The sequence below is a fragment of the Agromyces atrinae genome (assembly GCF_013407835.1).
In the GTDB taxonomy this organism is placed as follows: domain Bacteria; phylum Actinomycetota; class Actinomycetes; order Actinomycetales; family Microbacteriaceae; genus Agromyces; species Agromyces atrinae.
In genome coordinates this window covers 2,651,479-2,668,816 of the sequence record NZ_JACCBI010000001.1, presented here as the reverse complement: position 1 = coordinate 2,668,816, position 17,338 = coordinate 2,651,479, and the positions used below count along the sequence as shown (strand labels likewise).

Genomic DNA, 17,338 nt, shown 5'->3' with positions numbered 1-17,338 from the left:
CTGGTGCGAGCGTGCGACGGCACGGCACGCATGGAACAGGCCTGAGATGTCGCATCTCATTCTGAAGAGTCGACGCCGCAGGGGGTGACGGTGAGCAGCACGATGCCCTGGACGACGCGACGGATCTACTTGCCGGGCGGCGTACGCGCGATCCTGCTGCTCGCGCCGATGCTCGCGGCGGTGTTCATTCCCCGCGAGTTCGCGGATCCTGACGGCAACCCGTGGCTACTGGTTCTCGTCTTCGTCGTCATGATGATCTGCATGTGGCCCCTGTCGTGGGCCTGCCACCGGGTCGACGGTCAGGCCGACGGGCTGAGGCTCAGATACTGGCCGTTCCTGACGAGACGCATTCGATACGCCGACCTCGCGTCGGTGGAGTTCCGCGAGAGTGCTTCGCCCGCGGAGTTCGCCGGCGTCGGTCTTCGGCTCGCACCGGGCGGCGTCCTGGCGTTCGTGAATCGTCGGGGTCCCGGCATCGGCCTGCGCACGACCGAGGGCCGGGCATACTTCGTGATCCTCGCGGATGCCGACGAGCTGACGATGGTTCGAGACCATGTCGCCGGCGCGCGGCCGGATCTGGCGCAGCGCATCGACGTCTCCGAGTAGCTGAGGAGTCGCCCTCGCCCTACGGCAGTACGGGGCCGATGGCGAACATCGCACACATGATGAGCACGACCCACAGCGAGTAACGGAAGTTGCCTCGTGCCCACTGTGCGTCATCCGTCGCGCGGAGGCCGCGGATCGCGATGACGATCCAGACGAGGCTGACGATGCCCATGACGACGGTGTAGGTGATGCCGACGCCGCCGAAGAGCGGCAGCGCGAGGGCGCTCGCGGCGAAGAGCACGGTGTAGAGCAGGATCTGGCGCTTCGTGTGCTCGATGCCGCGCGAGACCGAGATGACGGGAACGCCGGCGGCCTTGTACTCGTCGCGGCGGTAGATGGCGATCGAGTAGAACTCGGGCTCCTGCCAGAGGAACATCATGAGGAAGGCGATGAGCGCCGTCCCATCGAACGCACCCGTCACGGCGACGTAGCCCGCGAGCACGGGGATCGCCCCCGAGATGCTGCCGACGAGGGTGCCGTGCACCGACATGCGCTTCGTCCACATGCCGTAGAGCACGACGTAGACGAGGAACCCGGCGACACCGATCGCGGCGACGAGCGGGCTCGACAGGAAGAGGAGCACGAGAAGGCCGGAGACGCCGAGAAGGATGGCGAAGATCGTCGCCGCCCGAGCGGAGATCGCCCCCGTGACCGAGACGCGCTTCTTCGTGCGCGCCATCGACTGATCGATGTCGCGGTCGAGGATGTTGTTGACGACGCACGCCGCGGCGATCACGAGCGTGGTACCGAGCGTGACCCAGCCGAGCGCGGCGAAATCGAAGACACCCGCGCTCGCGAGCGCGAAGCCCGCGATGGTGGTGAGCACGTTGCCCGCGAGAACGCGCGGCTTCGTGAGCGAGATGTAGCGCGCCACGTTGTTCAGCGGCCCGGCGCCCTGCGCGCGCACGGCGATTGCGACATCGGTGCCGTCGAGGGGAGACGGCTCAAGGGAAGACAAGTGGCAGCTTTCGCGACGGGATGTATGGAGTGATGAGAACACTCACTTTCGATTGTATCCGCCGGCATGTCGCTCCATCGACTCGCCCGCGCACGCCACGTACACGGGATACCCGTGCAAATACGGGTACCCCCCGAACGGGGCTCTTCGTACTCTCGAAATCACCAACAGGTGCGCCCGACCCGCGGCGCAAAGAGAGTGGAGACGACTATGTCTGTGTCGATTCGTGGACTCGCAATCAAGTCGGCAGCGGCCATCGGCCTCGCCGGCGGACTCACGCTCGGGGCCGCCAGCATGGCGTCCGCCGACGTCGTCATCGTGGATGACGGCACCCAGTGCACCGCCGTCTGGCAGAACGCCGACGGCAGCTACACGAACTGGTGGAACCAGTACAACACGTGGGTCGCTCGCTGATCCCTCGCGCACGACGAGAGCCCGCCGGAGTGATCCGGCGGGCTCTCGTCGTTGATGAATGAACCTACGGCGACTCAAGCTGACGCGGCTCAGCGTCATCCGCCGGCCCCGCGTCATCCGCCGCATCGCCACCGTCATCCACCGAGTGGATGCGGTAGACGATCGGCTCGGCGGGGGCCGCTGACGCCGTTCCTGCTTCGCCGCCGATCGCGCGATCGGCGGGGCGCGTGGAGCCGCCCACTGCGATCCGGCTTGCCGCGCCGGGCAGACCTCGCGATCCGCCCCACCGGGCGAGAGAGAGATACCCGTCGAGGCTCTCGTCTTCGAGCTCCTCGTCGGTGAAGGGCTTCGTCGCGTCCTTGCGTGCGCGTTCGTTCGCACGCTCCTGCTCACGCGGGTCGTCGATGTTCAGACGCCGGTACTCACGACGCGCGCCGAGACCGAATGCCACGAACCCGATGACGGCGAAGATCGGCCACTGCACCGCGTAGGAGTAGTGCATCGCCGCGTCTTCGCGGGGAGCCTCGGTCTGGATGGGCGTGAGCCCCGCGTCGCCGGGCGGCTGCTGCGTGTCGAGGAGGCCGTAGGCACCCGTGTAGAGCTCGCCGTCGACGGTCTCCCCGATCGTCGAGAGGGTGATGGAGCTGACCGTGCTGCCCGCGGAGACCGCCGATCCCCGCGGAGCCTCCGTCGGCCGCAGGCGTACGACGACGTCGACCTCACCCCGGGGCGCGGCCGGAATCGCCTCGGGTGTCGTGTCGTCCGCCGCCGACGCGGCGACCCACCCACGGTTGACGATGAGTGTGGTGCCGTCGCTCAGATCGAGCGGGGTGATCACCTCGAATCCCTTGTTGCCTTCGTGGAACCGGTTGCGAACGAGGAGTTCATCGCCAGAGCGATACACACCCGTCGCCTCGACGCGCTGCCAGTTCACGGTGGCGTCGTAGGAGTCGAGCTCGGGCAGAGCTTCGTCGATCGCCACCGGAGTCGCGTCGAAGTTGGCCGAGGCGATGGCGTTGTCGGTCGAGACCTGCTGGCCGCGGCTGAACTGCCAGTTCGCGAGGAACATGCAGATCACGGCGAAGAGGATCGCTGCGGCGAGGTAGGCGATCCAGCGCCCGGTGCGCAGGAACCGCCAGCCCGTCATCCCCTCGGTGACCGTGTCGTAGACGGCCGCCGGTCGGGGTTGTTGCGCGAGCGGCGTGACGAGCTCCCCGCGCCGTTTCGGCTCGAGGTCTGCTCCCGGAGATGCGACGCCAGTCGCAGTTCCTTCGGTCATCGCCCTCTATCGCTCTCTATGAATCGCACGCCAGTCGACTCCCTGCATAGGGTACCGAGTTCGCCTGGGAACCGCGGGGTCTCCATTAGCCAGTTGTGCACAATATGATTGCGTGCAATGCTTGTGATCATGGCCGACAACCCGCTCGACGACATGCTGTGCTTCTCGCTCTACGCGGCATCCCGTTCGGTCTCGCAGGCGTACCGCGCGGTGCTCGCCGAGCACGACATCACCTACCCGCAGTTCCTCGTGCTCGTCTCCTTGCACCAGTCGGGCGAGGCGAGCGTGGGCGAGCTGGGCGCCATGATGCACCTCGACTCGGGCACGCTCTCACCGCTCCTGCAGCGACTCGAATCCCGCGGCTACCTCACGCGCGAGCGGCGCCCCGGCAACGAACGCGTCGTCGTCGTCGCGCTGACGCCCGAGGGGGTAACCCTCCGCCGCGAGGTCATCGCCGCCGTCGATTGCCTCGCTGCGGCGTACGGCATCGAGCCCGGCGAACTCGGGGCGCTTCTCGCGACCCTCCAGCGCATCACGACCAACATGACCGAACTCACCGCAACACGAAAGGCAGTTTCATGACCATCCTCTACACCGCCGAAGCACTCTCCACGGGCGGCGGCCGCGACGGCCACGTCTCCACGACGTCGGGCCGCGTCGACCTCGACATGACTCCCCCGAAGGAACTCGGCGGAGCGGGCACCGGCTCGAACCCCGAAGAGCTCTTCGCAGCCGGCTACGCCGCGTGCTTCCACTCGGCGCTTCAGGCCGCAGCCCGCGCGAAGAAGGTCGCGATCGCGAACACGTCGGTCGGCAGCCAGGTGCACATCGGCCCGAACGGCGAGGGCGGCTTCGTGCTCTCGGTCGACCTCGAGGTCGTCATCCCCGAGCTCGACCCCGAGACGGCCCAGCAGCTGGCGGATGACGCACACCAGCTCTGCCCGTACTCGAACGCCACGCGCGGCAACATCGTCGTGAACGTCACGGTCTCCGACGACTAACCCTGTCCCACTGGGGGCGTCAGGGGTCAGTAGATCCGGGTAAGCAGCTGCTTTTCCCGTATCTACTGACCCCTCACCGCGTGGATGGGTGCAGTGGGGCGTCCTGCATGATCAGCAGGCCGGATCCGACGGGCTGACCCCGGGTGCGATCTCGACCGTGTCGATCGTGAACCCCGACCCCTCTTCCTGCAGCACGACGGTGCCGATCCGGGCACCGTCGACACCGACGGCTTCGACCGTGACCGTCTCTCCCCGATGCGTGTCGAGTCGACTGACCTCTCCTGCTCCGCTGCCGTCGAGAGCATCGAGCGCAGCTCCAGTCATCTCGAGTTCGGGCGCTCTGCTCGGTGAATCCTGGCGCTCGGGCTCGCGACTCTCGTTCGCGACGACACCTGTCAACCAGTCGAGGCGACGCGCCAACGCCTCCTCCGCGGACGGAAGACCCGAGGTGCCATCCGGTTCGTAGATGATCGTCGCTCCACACTCGGGCCACAACTGAGTGCTCTGCACGTACGACACCGATTCGGAAGAAGCCGCCGGCGCACACCGGCGAGTGACGCGGCGATCACGACGAACAGCACCCGCGGTACCTCGACCATGCGATCACCCTTCTTCACAGACTGTGTCGCGTGTCGACGCATTCATTCAAGCGCGCGACCCCACCAACCCTGGTGCACCCGCCGACTCGCCGCGCTCGACGGCCACGACTACTCGTTCGAGTTCAGCGCTGACGCCGGGCGAGCGTCGCGCTGAAGGCCCGCCCGACGCCTCGAACATCAGGAAGCATGAGTATCAGCCGTGAAAGATCCTCACGAGGCATCCGTCGTTCATCGCGACCCTGTACAAAGAGAGAGTGATCCTTCTCAGCGCTGACGCCGACTCCGACCACCATAAACAGACCTGCGGGTTCTCCGATCGAGGGGGCTCGCAGGCGTGATACCCGCATTGCTCACTCTTCTCGTGGGCATTCTGCTCACGCTGGCCATCATCGTCGCGTGCGGATTCTTCGTCGCGCAAGAGTTCGCCTACATGTCGGTCGACCGATCGCGCATCGCGGCTCAAGCCGAGAAGGGCGACGCGCAGGCGAAGCGCGTCCAGGCCATCACGAGGCGCACGTCGTTCATGCTGTCGGGCGCCCAGCTCGGCATCACGGTGACGGGCCTCCTCATCGGTTACGTCGCCGAGCCGCTCATCGGTCAGTCGCTCGGCACGCTGCTCGGCGGCACGGGGCTCGACCCGGCCGTGAGCGTCTTCATCGGAACGGCCGGCGCGCTCATCCTCGCGACGATCGTCACGATGATCTTCGGCGAGCTGTACCCGAAGAACCTCGCCATCGCGAGCCCCGAGCCGCTCGCGCGCGCGCTCGCCCTGCCGACGCGCCTCTACCTGCTCGCCTTCGGCTGGCTCATCACGGTCTTCGACAAGGCGGCGAACGCCCTGCTGCGACTCCTCCGCATCGAGCCGCTCGAAGACGTGGATGCCAGTGCGACCGCCCGAGACCTCGAGGCAATCGTCGAAGAGTCGCGCGCGAGCGGCGACCTGCCCGACGAGCTCTCGCTCATGATCGACCGCATCCTCGACTTCCCCCAGCGCGACGTCGAGCACGCGATGGTGCCGCGTTCGCGCGTCGACTCGGTCACGCCCGAGACGACGATCGGCGAGGTCCGCGCGCTCATGGCCTCGGCCCACACGCGCTACCCGATCGTCGGGCCCGAGGACTCCCCCGTGGGCGTCGTCGAGCTCATCGACCTGCTGCGCGGCCCGCACCCCGACGACGAACCCGTCTCGGCGATCATGCGCGACGCCGTCGTCATCCCCACGTCGATGCCGCTGCCCGAAGCGCTCGCGCGCATGCAGCGCACCCGCAACGAGCTCGCGTGCGTCGTCGACGAGTACGGCAATTTCGACGGCATCCTGACCCTCGAAGACCTCTCGGAAGAGGTCATCGGCGAGATCTCCGACGAGCACGATCTCGACATCCACGAGGCCGTGAGCGTCGGCGATAACCAGTGGACGCTCCCGGGCGACATCCACCTCGACGAGGTCGAGCGCCTTATCGGCTTCGACCTGCCGTTCGACGACGCCGAGACGATCGCCGGGCTCGTGATCAGCCTGCACGGCGACCTGCCCGCCGAGGGCACGACGATCCGCGCCGACCTTCCCGCGAAGCCGTCCGAGACGATCCAGGGCCTCGAGATCGAGCGCTGGCTCGAGATCGTCGTCGAGACGGTCGAGCGGCACGTGCCCTCGCAGCTCATCGTGCGCCTCTGCACGAGCGAACCCGAGACGGATGACGATGCCGACCCCGCGCACGACATCGAACGAGACGAGGTGAACCGATGAACGGTTGGTGGGTTGCCCTCATCACGACGGCCCTGATCGTCGCGAGCGCCTTCTTCGTCATCGTCGAGTTCGCGCTGCTCGCGGCGCGGCGCCACCGCCTGGAGGAAGAAGCCGAGAACAGCGCGTCTGCGCGCGCGGCGCTCCGCGGCATGAACGAGCTCACGATCATGCTCGCCGGTGCGCAGCTCGGCATCACGGTGTGCACGTTCCTGCTCGGTGCGGTCACGAAGCCGGCGATCGACTACGCGCTGTCGCCCGTGTTCGAGCAGTGGGGCCTGCCCTACGTGCTCGCCGACGTCATCGCGTTCATGATCGCGCTCATCGTCGTCACGTTCCTGCACCTCGTCATCGGCGAGATGGCCCCGAAATCGTGGGCGATCGCGCACCCCGAGGTCGCGGCGAAGGCCGTGGCTATCCCCGCGCGCGCATTCACGTGGCTGCTGCGCCCGTTCCTGTTGTGGATCAACCACATCGCGAACCGACTCGTCGCGGCATCCGGCGTCGAGCCCGTCGAGAAGGCTGCCGCCGGCGGACAGGACGTCGACACGATCCGCGAGCTCGTCGCGCACTCCCGTGCCGCGGGCGTGCTCGAGCCGCAGTTCTCGGCGCCGATCTCGAGTGCGATCGAGCTCAGCACCCTGACCGTCGGCGACATCGTGAATCGCGACGAGGTCCCGACGTCGGTTCCGACCGACGCCACGGCGGCCGATGTGCAGAGCGCTGCGGCCGAGTCGGGTCACCTGCGCATCCTCGTCGGATCCTCCACGGACTGCCAGGTCGTGCACGTGCGCGACACTCTGCTCATCGATGCGTCGACACCCGCGGTCGACATCGCCCGCGACATCCTCATGGTCTCGCCCGCCTCGTCGGTCTACGACACCCTGACGCGCATGCGGAACGAACGCATGCACCTCGCGGCCGTCGTCGAGGATGACGCGCTCGTCGGCGTCGTGTCGCTGAGCGAACTGCTCGGCGAGGTGCTGCCCGGCCCCGCCGACCCGATCACGGTGGGTGCTCCGGCCTGAGCCTCATCACCCTTCGCCTCGAGGCAATAGCCTGGAAGGCTGGTCACTCGGCCTGCGCACACACCCACGTGGAGAGACACCATGACGACCATTCGTCGCGCTCACGACGACGACGTGACACCGGCGGCGGCCGTGCTCGCGGCCGCATTCGATGAATATCCGTGGACCCGCTGGTCGATTCCGACGGAAGACTACGCCGACCGCCTCGAGCGCCTGCAGGAGCTCTACCTCGGCCACGCCCTGCGCACTGGCCTCGTCGTCGTCGACGACTCGGTGAGCGCCGTCGCGGCGTTCTTGCCGCCCGGAGCGCCCGACCCCGACGCTGACATCCAGTCGGAGATCATCCGACTTCACGGCTCTCGCATCGACGCGCTCGGGGCGCTCACACTGCCGCCGACCGATCCCGCCGCGTGGAGCTTGGCCACCGTCGGTGTCCACCCATCGCGACACGGTCTCGGACTCGGTACGCGGATCATCGCGGCGGGACTCGACATGATCGGTGCCGCGCCGGTCGCCCTCGAGACGTCGAGCGATCGCAACGTCACCTTCTACGAACGGCTCGGCTTCACGACGATTGAGGTGACGCGCCTACCCGACGGCCCGACCGTCCACTCCATGCTGCGTCGCGCGCAGCCGTGAGGGGTCAGTAGATGCGCTTCTGCAGCGCGGATAGCCGTGTTTACTGACCCTTCACCGACCAGGGGTAGCGTTCTCCGCATGAGCCAGAAACCCGTCGTCCTCTTCGTATGCATTCACAACGCCGGCCGCTCGCAGATGGCCGCGGGGTACATGCGCGCTCTGTCGGGCGGCGCCGTCGAGGTGCGCTCCGGCGGATCGGAGCCGGGAACCGAGATCAATCCGATCGCGATCCAGGCGATGGCCGAAGAGGGCATCGACATCTCGCAGGCCGTGCCGCAGCTCATGACGACCGAACAGGTGCAGGCTTCCGACGCCGTCATCACGATGGGCTGCGGCGACGTCTGCCCGATCTTCCCCGGCAAGCGTTACGAGGACTGGGACCTCGTCGACCCGCGAGGCAAGTCGATCGACGAGGTGCGCCCTATCCGCGACGACATCAAGGCTCGCGTGCAGGCGTTGCTCGCCGACATCCTGCCGGGGTCGCAGCCCTAGGGAGATCCTCCGCGGGAGGTACGCGGATGCGCCTCGAGACTGACGACGCGGCCGAAGCCGCGAACCTAGCGTCGAGGGATGCCCCGCCTTTCGCTGCACCGCACCGCGACCGCACCCCTGCTGGCTCTCGGCGCTCTCGCTCTCCTCGTCCTGCTGCTGCCGTTCCCCGGCAGCCTGAGCGTCGTCGCGACGCGCACGATCATGGCGGGAGGTCTCGCGATTCCCGGCATCCCCGTCGCCTCGGAGGTCGCACTCGTCGCACTCGCGATCACCACAGTGGCGGCGATCGCGATCACGTGGTTCCGCGAGCCGGCACGGCGCACCACCCTCGTCGGAGCGGTGGCGGGCGTCGCGGTCGCCTACGCACTCAGCGAACTGACCAAGCTGCTCGTCGGTCAGGCGCGCCCGTGCTCACGCTGGGCGTCCGCGGATGACTGCCCTCCCCTCGGTGACTGGTCGTTCCCGTCGAATCACGCCGTACTGGCCGGAGGTGCGGCGATCGTCATCGCCGTCGCCGCGGATCGGGCGTGGTTGGTCTGGGCGGCCGCGATCACCGCTCTCGTGGTCGCCGCCGGCCGGGTGGCACAGGGCGTGCACTACGTGCACGACGTCGCGGCGGGTCTCCTGCTGGGCTTCGGTGTGACGATCGCACTCGCGTTCTTCGCTGCCCGGTTCCGCTCGAGCTACGAGCGCGGCGCCCGGCGATAGCTCTCGATCGCGCTGCCGCCCGCCGCGACCGCCCCGAACAGCACCGCCCCGATGGGCCAAACGATCCACGAGATGCTCCAGGCGTTTCCGATGAAGCTCCACGCCAAGAAGACGGCCGTCAGGAGGGGCCAGTAGATCGAGGCGATCACGCTCACGATGCTGCGCTCGTCGTCACTCGCGTCAGCGCTGTCGCCGCTCCCGATCTCGTCTGCAACGGTGCGCGCCCAGTTCTGAGGCAGGAAGATTCCGAGACCACCCGCGACGAAGACGAGCACGAGCACGACTCCGATACCGACCCGCACCTCGGCCTGCGGTGAGCCGTCGGAGAACAGGGCGAATGCGATGAGCGGCACGGGGGCCAGGATCCAGAGACCGATAGCGACCTGCAGTGCGCGCGTGCGCACGCGTTCCTGCGAATCGGCGAGCGCCTCGGCCCATCGCACGGTGTCGGGATCCGCGGTGAAACGGTTCTCGGTGATCCGGGTGAATCGAGCGGTCTCTCGCGTCGCAGAGAGCACGAGCATCACGCCACTCGCGACGAAGACGAACAGCACGAGGAGACCGACGAAGACGGCGGCCGAGTCGGCGACCATCACAGCACCGGCGCTCGCGGCCATCGGCAGGACGATCAGCACGGCGGGCGAGAGCACGAACATCACGACCGCGATGCTGAAGCGGAAGCGGACGCGACGCAGCGCGTCGGCGTAGGCGCGTGCATCGTCGAGGGTGACCACGGGCGGCAATGGGGATGCGGCGACCGGACTCGGCGATGCTCCTTCCGCGGCCGGCTCCGGCGCGATGTCGGAACTGATGCCGAGTAGCGGAGCCACTTCGTCGAGATTGCCGAAATCGCGAATGACCTGGCCGACCGCCTCGTTCTCAGAGCGACCCGCTGCGATGAGCGCCGAGTAGGCGTCCTCCATCATCCCCTGCAGTTCGACCTTTGCCTCGAGCAGGCGCGGGGTCTGCGGGTAGGGGCTGAACATGGTGTCGAGATAGCTGATGATGACGTTCACGGTGCGACTCCTTCGATGAATCTATCGACGACGGACTTCGTGCTGCGCCATTCCTCGACCTTGAGGTCGAAGTAGGCGCGGCCGGCGTCCTCGATGCGGTAGTAGGTGCGGGCCTTACCCGAGTCGGACACGCCGGCAAAGGAGCTGACGAGCCCGCTGCCTTCGAGGCGCTTCACGGCCGAGTACAGGGTGGTTTGTTTGATCGCGTAGTCGTCGCCGCTGATGGCCGTGATGCGCTGGGCGAGCTCGTAGGCGTAGGACGGCGCTTCACGGAGGAGCGAGAGCACCATGAGGTCGACGTATCCGCGAATGGCGTCTGCACTGATCACGATTGACCTTCCTCTCCTCGCGCAAACTAATACTACGTCAGACATACTATGCCAGACAAAACTACCGCGTGAGGGGGCAGTAACTCGGCGAATGGCGGCCCGATAAGCCGAACTGCTGCCCCCTCACGGACGTCGTGGGGAGGAAGACAGGGGCAGGGGCAGGGCAGGGATGCCGCGAGCGGCCGCCGCACTCAGGCCGGCGCGGGCCCCGTCGAGGCGCGCCGCGTGAGCTGAGGCGTGGAGTCGAGGTGCGCCGCGGGCGGCTCGCCGTCGACGAGGTCGAAGAGACGCCGGGCGACGTGCGATCCGAAGCCGATGACGTCGTGCGAGAGCGCGGTGAGCGCAGGGAACGTGTGCTCGCAGAGCACCGAGTCGTCCCACGCGATGATCGACAGGTCGTCGGGCACCCGCAGGCCGAGCTCGAGGGCGACGGTGAGGCCAGCGACGGCCATGATGTCGTTGTCGTAGATGAGGGCCGTCGGCCGGTCGGGGCCCGAGAGCACGGCGCGCGTGGCATCCGCTCCCGCCTTCGGCGTGTAGTCGGTGCGCTCGAGGACCGTCTCGAGCCCCCGCGCGTTCATCTCGTCGACGAACGCATCGTCGCGGATCTTCGTGTGCGCGAGCGACCCGGGCCCCGAGATGCGGCCGATGCGACGGTGCCCGAGCTCGGCGAGGTGGCTGACCGCCGCGCGCACCGAGCTCGCGTCGTCGGTCCACACCGTCATGAGCCCGTCGGCGATGCTCGGGTCGCCGACGACGACCGTCGGCAACGCTCCTTCGCGCGACGCGAACTCGATGCGCGGGTCGCCGACGACGAGGTCGACGAGCACGATGCCGTCGACGCGCGAGGCCCGCCGCCATTTCGTGAGCGTCGCGAGTTCGTCCGCCGGGGTCGGCACGACCTGCAGCAGCAGACCGTACGACCGACTCGAGAGCCCGAACTCGAGACCCGCGAGGAACTGCATGTAGAACGACTCGACTCCGAGCGTTCGCGGGTCGCGCGCGAGCACGAGCCCGAACGTCTGCGTCTTCGATTCGGCGAGCGACCGGGCGGATGCCGCGGGTGCCCAGCCGAGCTCGTCGGCGACGCTCAGCACTCGCGCGCGGGTCTCGTCCGAGACGCCCTTCCGCCCGTTGAGCGCGAACGACACGGCACCGATCGAGACCCCGGCGTGCAGAGCGATGTCACTGATCGTGATGCGGCTGCGGGGCGTGGGGCTCACACCCAAACTCTATTCCCGCACCGATGCGCGCCAGTCCGCATACGCGGAACGCAGGTACTCGCCCGCGGGCTTGCCGTACGGGCAGTAGTCGTCGTTGCCCGCGGCATCCTCGAGCGCGTAGAGATCGGCCGGCCAGTCCCACAGCATGAGACCGCCGACCCACGGGCGTTCGCGGCACGCGTCGAGCATGACCTCGTAGTACCGCAACTGCTCGGCGCCCGAGGGCTCGCCCGGCAGTGCCCAGTCGTTCGGCAGGTCGGCCGAGCCGGTGCGCGACGGGCAGCCGGCCTCCATGAAGAAGAACGGCTTGCCCGAGGCGACCACGACCTTCTCGATGCGGTCGAGGTGCTGCTGCCACGTGTCGATCGGGTAGTAGCCGCTCGACGAGATGACGTCGACGGCGTCCCACCACGTGACGTGGTCCTCCTGGTACTTGTCGCAGTTGTACGTGACGAGGCCCGAATAGACCTCGCGCACGCGCTCGATGAGCCGTCGCCAGTGCGCCTCCTGCCCGTCGGCGCGCACCATCTCGCAGCCGATGCAGAGCATCTCGCAGCCCTCGGCCTCGGCGAGCGCGGCGGCGTGCAGGATGAACGCCGTGTAGGAGGCGAACCAGTCCGACCAGCTCGGCTCGTTCGGCACATCCCAGTCGAAGAAGCCGATGTGCGCGCGCCAGGTGCCGTCGGCGCAGTTGACGACGGGCTTCAGCACGACCTTCATGCCGAGCGCCTTCGCCGAGCGGATCGCCCCGACGATCTCGTCGTCGGTCACCGTGGGCGACTGATCGAAGGGGATGTCGGTCGAGAACGCCGTCGCTTGCTCGGCCGCATACGCGATCGCCGTCCACGTCACCGCGTGATCGGCCATGGCTTCCATCGAGGCTTGAGCCTCGGGCGTCGCCCACGTCCCGCGCGTGCCGACCCAGCCCCACGTCATGCCGCACACGGGTTCGCCGAGCAGGTCGATGAGCGTCACGTCGTCACCGGCTCGCGCACCGAGACGAGCTCGTTCGCCGTGCGCGCGATACGCGCGAGCGCCGCGGCATCCACCCCCGACAGTCCCGAGACGTGCACCGTGCGGCTCTCGCCCGGAAGCAGGAACAGCAGCGCCTCGGTCGCGACCGCCTCGGGGGCGAGCTTGTCGACGAGGAACGTCAGGTCGCGGACGAGCGATCGTGCGGTCACCGTCACGTCGACCCCGTCCCCTGCGTCGGCGACGTCGAGGTCGAACTCCGCGGCGGGTAGGGCGCTGTCACGCGGCTCGGTGAAGAACCACGTGCCGCGCACACCGGTGAGATCGGCGACGAGCAGCTCGCCGCCCGCGTCATCCGCCGCCCCCACTCCCGCGTCGACGGGCACCTCGAGCGTGCCGCGCGCCGCGAGGTCGATCGAGACGCTCTGCGACGCGATCGCGACGCCGTCGAATGCGCGACGCGTGACGGTGAGCTCACCCGACCACGGCTCGGGCGAGTCGTTGACGAGCACTGCGGCGAGCGCGGCCCCCCGCGGCTGGATCGTCACGAGCCGCGGCGCGAAGGCGTTGCGCATCGCGTAGAGCAGCGGCTTCGGCCGTTCGTCGCCGTCGACGGCGGCCCACGACGTGACCGGCCAGCAGTCGTTCAACTGCCAGACGATCGCCCCCATCGTGTGCGGCGAGTGCGAGCGGAAGTGCTCGAGCGCGACCGTGATGGCGTTCGCCTGGTTGAGCTGCATCGCCCAGTGCCACGACTCCATCTCCTCGGGCATCCGGTAGTGCGGGATGAGGCCGTTCGTGAGCTTCTTGTTGCCCTCCATCGCCTTCTGGTGCACGATCATGCCGGGCGATTCGGGGGTCAGCGGGTCGTCGCTGATCGACCGCGTGAGCGTCGACCACGCGGGCGGCCCCTGCCAGCCGAACTCGGCGACGAAGCGCGGCCGATAGTCGCGGTAGTGCGGGTAGTCCTTGTCGTTCCAGAGATCCCAGATGTGCATCGTGCCGTGGTGCTCGTCGTTCGGGTGCTCGCCCCCGGGGCTGAACGGGCTGCCCGGCGCATACGGCACGTGCGGCGCGAGCTCCTCGATGAGGGCGGGGAACAGCTCGTAGTAGTAGTACGCGCCCCACGTCTTGCCGTCGAGGCGCAGCTTCCAGCCCCAGTCCTCGTAGCCCCAGAGGTTCTCGTTGTTGCCCGTGAGCAGCACGAGCGACGCGTGGTGCGCGAGACGCACGATGTTCTCGCGCGCCTCGGCCTCGATCTCTCCGCGCAGCGGCTCCTCCTCGGCGTACGCCGCGCACGCGAACAGGAAGTCCTGCCACGTGAGCAGCCCCTTCTCGTCGCACAGTTCGAAGAAGTCGTCGCTCTCGTAGATGCCGCCGCCCCAGACCCGGATGAGGTTGAGGTTCGCGTCGAGCGCCTGGTCGAGCCGGCGCGCGTATCGGGCGCGGTCGACGCGTACGGGGAACGCGTCGTCGGGAATCCAGTTGGCGCCCTTGACGAAGACGGGCACGCCGTTGACGTGCAGCGTGAAGGGGGTGCCCTCGGCGTCGGGCCGCGTGTCCCACGTGATGGTGCGGAAGCCGACGCGGCGCTCGACCGAGTCGAGCACGGCACCGGATGACTCGAGCGAGACGGTCACGTCATACAGGGGCTGCTCGCCATAGCCGGCGGGCCACCACAGTTCGGCGTCGGGCACCTCGACCGAGACGTGCCCCGAACTCGCGCCCGCGGCGACATCGACGCTCGACGACCGGCCCGCGACGTCGACGCGCACGGTGAGAGGCGTCTCGGCCGCGCGTTCGAGGTCGACGACGACATCCACCGACCCGCCGCCGCCCTCGGTGACCGACGCGACGACGCGCGTCTCGGCGAGCCGCGCGGTCGACCAGCTCTCGAGGGCGACCGGGCGCCAGATGCCGCTCGTCGTGGTCTTGATGCCCCAGTCCCATCCGAAGCTCGACGCCGACTTCCGCATCGCCTCGTAGGGGAAGGGGTACGGGCGCTGCCGCACACCGAGGGCGACGCTCTGCTCGTTGGCGTACTTCACGGGGCTCGCGAAGCTCACGACGAGGTCGTTGTCGCCCGCGACGAGGCGCGAGGAGACGTCGATGCGATAGCCGCGGTGCTGGTTGGCGGTCTCGGCGACGACCTCGCCGTTGAGCGACACGGTCGCGACGGTGTCGAGGCCCTCGAACACGAGGTCGTGGCGCTCGGCCGCGGCGAGCTCACCGGCATCCACCACGAGGGTCGTACGGTACTCCCAGTCGACGAGCCCGATCCACGCGAGCGCCGACTCGTTGTCGTCGAGGTAGGGGTCGGGGATCGCGCCGACCCGCATCAGGTCGAGGTGCACGCACCCGGGCACGACGGCCGCGACGGGCCCCGCGCCGATCGGGGCGTCCGAGAGAGCGCGCACGCTCCAGCCGTCGGTGAGTGCGCGGGAGGAGAGAGAGGTCACTTGACGGCTCCAGTGGTCAGTCCGCTGTAGATGAATCGCTGCAGCAGGAGGAAGGCGACGAGGGTGGGCACGATGACGAGGATCGTTCCGGCGGCGATGGTCTCCCAGTGCGCGCCGTACGGACCCTTGAACGCGAACAACGACGTCGAGATCAGCGGGTTGGACGGTGAATAGAGGAACGGGAGGTAGAACTCGTTGTAGATCGCGATGCCCTTGATGATCACGACCGTGGCGATCGCGGGCTTCAGGAGCGGCAACACGATGCGCCAGTAGATCGACCACCGGTTCGCGCCGTCGATCATCGCGGCCTCGTCGAGCGAGATCGGGATCGACTGCATGAACTGGATGAAGATGTAGATCGAGATGATGTCGGTGCCCATGAAGAGCAGGATGAGCGCCCACATCGAGTCGTAGAGTCCGAGGCCGTTGATGATCTGGAACGTCGCGACCTGGCTCGTGACGCCGGGGATGAGGGTCGCGACGAGGAACAGCCCGACGACGAGGGTCTTGCCGCGGAACGTGAACCGGTCGAGGGCGTAGGCCGCCATCGTGCCGATCGCGATCGTTCCGGTGAGCGAGATGACGAGTACGATCGTCGTGTTGAGGAAGCCCTCGACCATGCCCCCCTTCTCGAACGCGGTGATGTAGTTCTCGAGGTTGAACCAGTTCTCGGGGGCGACGAACGGGCCCGTCGAACCGAACTCGGCGCTCGTCTTGAAGCTCGCGAAGAACACGACGGCGAGCGGCAGCAGCGTCGCGACGCAGCCGATGATGAGCGATGTGTACTTCGCCGTGGCCGAGACGTTGCCGGCGGCGCGGGCACGCGCGGGGGAGATGGTGGTCATGTCAGGTCGACCTTCTCGTCGGGGAATACCTTGCGTTGCACCCACGTCACGATGAGCACGATCGCGAGCAGTACGACGGCCATCGCCGAGGCGAGTCCGACCTGCCGGAAGTTGAATGCGGTCTGCAGCGTCTGGATGACGAAGGTGCTCGTTCCGTTCGCACCGCCCGTCATGATAAACGGGATCTCGAACACCGAGAGGCTGCCGGCGATGGCGAGGATGAACGAGAGACCGATGATGCGACGGATGCCGGGGAAGATGATGCTCCAGAACTGCTGCCAGCGGTTCGCACCGTCGATGTCGGCGGCTTCGTAGAGCTCCTTCGGGATCGACTGGATCGCCCCGAGGAAGAGCACGAAGTTGAGGCCCGTGTAGCGCCAGACCGAGGTGCCCGCGAGCGAGAAGTTCGCGACGGTCGGGTCGCCGAGCCACTGCCGCTGGAGCGACTCGAGGTTGAAGAAGGACAGCAGCGAGTCGAGAGTTCCGCCCGGCTGGAAGAGGTAGAGGAACACGAAGCCGATCGCGACGCCGTTGATCAGGTAGGGGAAGAACAGGATGCCGCGGAAGAGGTTCGAGAACCGCGTCGAGAAGCTCAGCAGGGCGGCGAAGTAGAGCGCGATCGCCATCTGCATGAACGACGCGGCGAAGTAGTAGAGGCTCACCCCGAACACCGAGAAGATGCGCGGGTTCGTGAAGACCTCGATGTAGTTGCCGAGCCCGATGAAGTTCTTGTCCTTGTCGAGGCCGTCCCAGTCGGTGACCGAGTACCACAGCATGTTCGCCGCGGGCAGGTAGGTCAGGAGCAGCAGCAGCGCGACGGCCACGACGATGAAGAGGTACGGCGTCAACTTCTGCGAGAACCTCTGGCCGGCGGGGCCGCCGGCGGGCAGCGGGGCGCGGCGCTTCGAGCGTCGCCGTCCCCCGCCGGAGGCGGCGGGCGCCTCCGGCACGGTGGTGAGCGGACCGGGCACGCCTGTCGGCTGCGGCCCCGCTGTCGAGATCGACATCAGTGTCTCCTTAGGGCAGTGC

19 protein-coding genes are annotated in these 17,338 nt (G+C 67.8%); 9 read left to right on the top strand and 10 right to left on the bottom strand.

Annotated features, from left to right (window positions below):
- Nucleotides 1-90: 90 nt before the first annotated feature.
- Entirely contained in the window at nt 91-606 is a 516-nt protein-coding gene (locus BJ972_RS12480; RefSeq protein ID WP_129172148.1) for a hypothetical protein, read from the top strand.
- Nucleotides 607-625: 19 nt separating this feature from the next.
- Here BJ972_RS12480 and cyoE read toward each other — a convergent pair whose 3' ends face one another.
- The gene (cyoE, locus tag BJ972_RS12475) at nt 626-1,564 is read right to left on the bottom strand and encodes a heme o synthase (protein WP_164989845.1); all 939 of its coding nucleotides are present in this window, start codon (nt 1,562-1,564) and stop codon (nt 626-628) included.
- 210 nt (nt 1,565-1,774) lie between these two features.
- Between cyoE and BJ972_RS12470 the strand changes: the two genes are divergently transcribed.
- The gene (locus tag BJ972_RS12470) at nt 1,775-1,978 is read left to right on the top strand and encodes a hypothetical protein (protein ID WP_129172150.1); all 204 of its coding nucleotides are present in this window, start codon (nt 1,775-1,777) and stop codon (nt 1,976-1,978) included.
- Between the two features lie 64 nt (nt 1,979-2,042).
- On the opposite strand, the gene BJ972_RS12465 is transcribed toward BJ972_RS12470, so the two are convergent.
- Entirely contained in the window at nt 2,043-3,257 is a 1,215-nt protein-coding gene (locus tag BJ972_RS12465; RefSeq protein ID WP_129172151.1) for an SURF1 family cytochrome oxidase biogenesis protein, read from the bottom strand.
- Between the two features lie 117 nt (nt 3,258-3,374).
- Between BJ972_RS12465 and BJ972_RS12460 the strand changes: the two genes are divergently transcribed.
- Both BJ972_RS12460 and BJ972_RS12455 read left to right on the top strand, forming a co-directional pair.
- A complete protein-coding gene (locus BJ972_RS12460; RefSeq protein WP_241830669.1) occupies nt 3,375-3,839 on the top strand; it encodes a MarR family winged helix-turn-helix transcriptional regulator in 465 nt (154 codons plus the stop codon).
- Nucleotides 3,836-4,258, top strand: coding sequence for an organic hydroperoxide resistance protein (locus BJ972_RS12455; protein WP_129172152.1), 423 nt, complete (start codon nt 3,836-3,838; stop codon nt 4,256-4,258). Before BJ972_RS12460 ends, BJ972_RS12455 begins: the two co-directional genes overlap by 4 nt.
- Before the next feature lie 111 nt (nt 4,259-4,369).
- Here BJ972_RS12455 and BJ972_RS12450 read toward each other — a convergent pair whose 3' ends face one another.
- A complete protein-coding gene (locus BJ972_RS12450) occupies nt 4,370-4,768 on the bottom strand; it encodes a hypothetical protein (protein WP_129172153.1) in 399 nt (132 codons plus the stop codon).
- A gap of 423 nt (nt 4,769-5,191) precedes the next feature.
- Here BJ972_RS12450 and BJ972_RS12445 point away from each other — a divergent pair, with 423 nt between their 5' ends.
- From BJ972_RS12445 to BJ972_RS12425, 5 genes are all read left to right on the top strand, one after another.
- Nucleotides 5,192-6,601: a hemolysin family protein gene (locus tag BJ972_RS12445; protein WP_129172154.1), complete on the top strand. Its 1,410-nt coding sequence runs from the start codon at nt 5,192-5,194 to the stop codon at nt 6,599-6,601.
- A complete protein-coding gene (locus BJ972_RS12440) occupies nt 6,598-7,626 on the top strand; it encodes a hemolysin family protein (RefSeq protein WP_129172155.1) in 1,029 nt (342 codons plus the stop codon). Before BJ972_RS12445 ends, BJ972_RS12440 begins: the two co-directional genes overlap by 4 nt.
- Before the next feature lie 81 nt (nt 7,627-7,707).
- Nucleotides 7,708-8,265: a GNAT family N-acetyltransferase gene (locus BJ972_RS12435; RefSeq protein WP_129172156.1), complete on the top strand. Its 558-nt coding sequence runs from the start codon at nt 7,708-7,710 to the stop codon at nt 8,263-8,265.
- A gap of 78 nt (nt 8,266-8,343) precedes the next feature.
- Nucleotides 8,344-8,757, top strand: coding sequence for an arsenate reductase ArsC (locus BJ972_RS12430; protein ID WP_129172157.1), 414 nt, complete (start codon nt 8,344-8,346; stop codon nt 8,755-8,757).
- Nucleotides 8,758-8,835: 78 nt separating this feature from the next.
- Nucleotides 8,836-9,465 (top strand): phosphatase PAP2 family protein, encoded by a 630-nt coding sequence (locus BJ972_RS12425; protein WP_129172158.1) that lies wholly within the window; start codon nt 8,836-8,838, stop codon nt 9,463-9,465.
- Here the strand turns inward: BJ972_RS12425 and BJ972_RS12420 are convergent.
- The 7 genes from BJ972_RS12420 to BJ972_RS12390 all read right to left on the bottom strand — a co-directional run bounded on the left by BJ972_RS12420 (nt 9,441) and on the right by BJ972_RS12390 (nt 17,316).
- Nucleotides 9,441-10,481, bottom strand: a complete 1,041-nt coding sequence (locus BJ972_RS12420; protein WP_129172159.1) for a permease prefix domain 1-containing protein — start codon at nt 10,479-10,481, stop codon at nt 9,441-9,443. The genes BJ972_RS12425 and BJ972_RS12420 overlap by 25 nt on opposite strands.
- Nucleotides 10,478-10,810 carry a PadR family transcriptional regulator gene (locus BJ972_RS12415; protein WP_129172160.1) on the bottom strand — a complete coding sequence of 111 codons (333 nt, stop codon included), beginning with the start codon at nt 10,808-10,810 and terminating at the stop codon, nt 10,478-10,480. The genes BJ972_RS12420 and BJ972_RS12415 overlap by 4 nt, the downstream gene beginning before the upstream one ends.
- 191 nt (nt 10,811-11,001) lie before the next feature.
- Entirely contained in the window at nt 11,002-12,033 is a 1,032-nt protein-coding gene (locus tag BJ972_RS12410; RefSeq protein WP_241830670.1) for a LacI family DNA-binding transcriptional regulator, read from the bottom strand.
- A 9-nt stretch (nt 12,034-12,042) separates the two neighbouring features.
- On the bottom strand, nt 12,043-13,008 hold the full coding sequence (locus BJ972_RS12405; protein WP_422386675.1) for a glycoside hydrolase family 113: 966 nt from the start codon (nt 13,006-13,008) through the stop codon (nt 12,043-12,045).
- Nucleotides 13,005-15,464 (bottom strand): glycoside hydrolase family 2 protein, encoded by a 2,460-nt coding sequence (locus tag BJ972_RS12400; protein WP_129172161.1) that lies wholly within the window; start codon nt 15,462-15,464, stop codon nt 13,005-13,007. The genes BJ972_RS12405 and BJ972_RS12400 overlap by 4 nt, the downstream gene beginning before the upstream one ends.
- Nucleotides 15,461-16,309 carry a carbohydrate ABC transporter permease gene (locus BJ972_RS12395; protein ID WP_179419950.1) on the bottom strand — a complete coding sequence of 283 codons (849 nt, stop codon included), beginning with the start codon at nt 16,307-16,309 and terminating at the stop codon, nt 15,461-15,463. The genes BJ972_RS12400 and BJ972_RS12395 overlap by 4 nt, the downstream gene beginning before the upstream one ends.
- Nucleotides 16,306-17,316: a carbohydrate ABC transporter permease gene (locus tag BJ972_RS12390; protein WP_129172162.1), complete on the bottom strand. Its 1,011-nt coding sequence runs from the start codon at nt 17,314-17,316 to the stop codon at nt 16,306-16,308. Before BJ972_RS12390 ends, BJ972_RS12395 begins: the two co-directional genes overlap by 4 nt.
- Nucleotides 17,317-17,338: the final 22 nt, after the last annotated feature.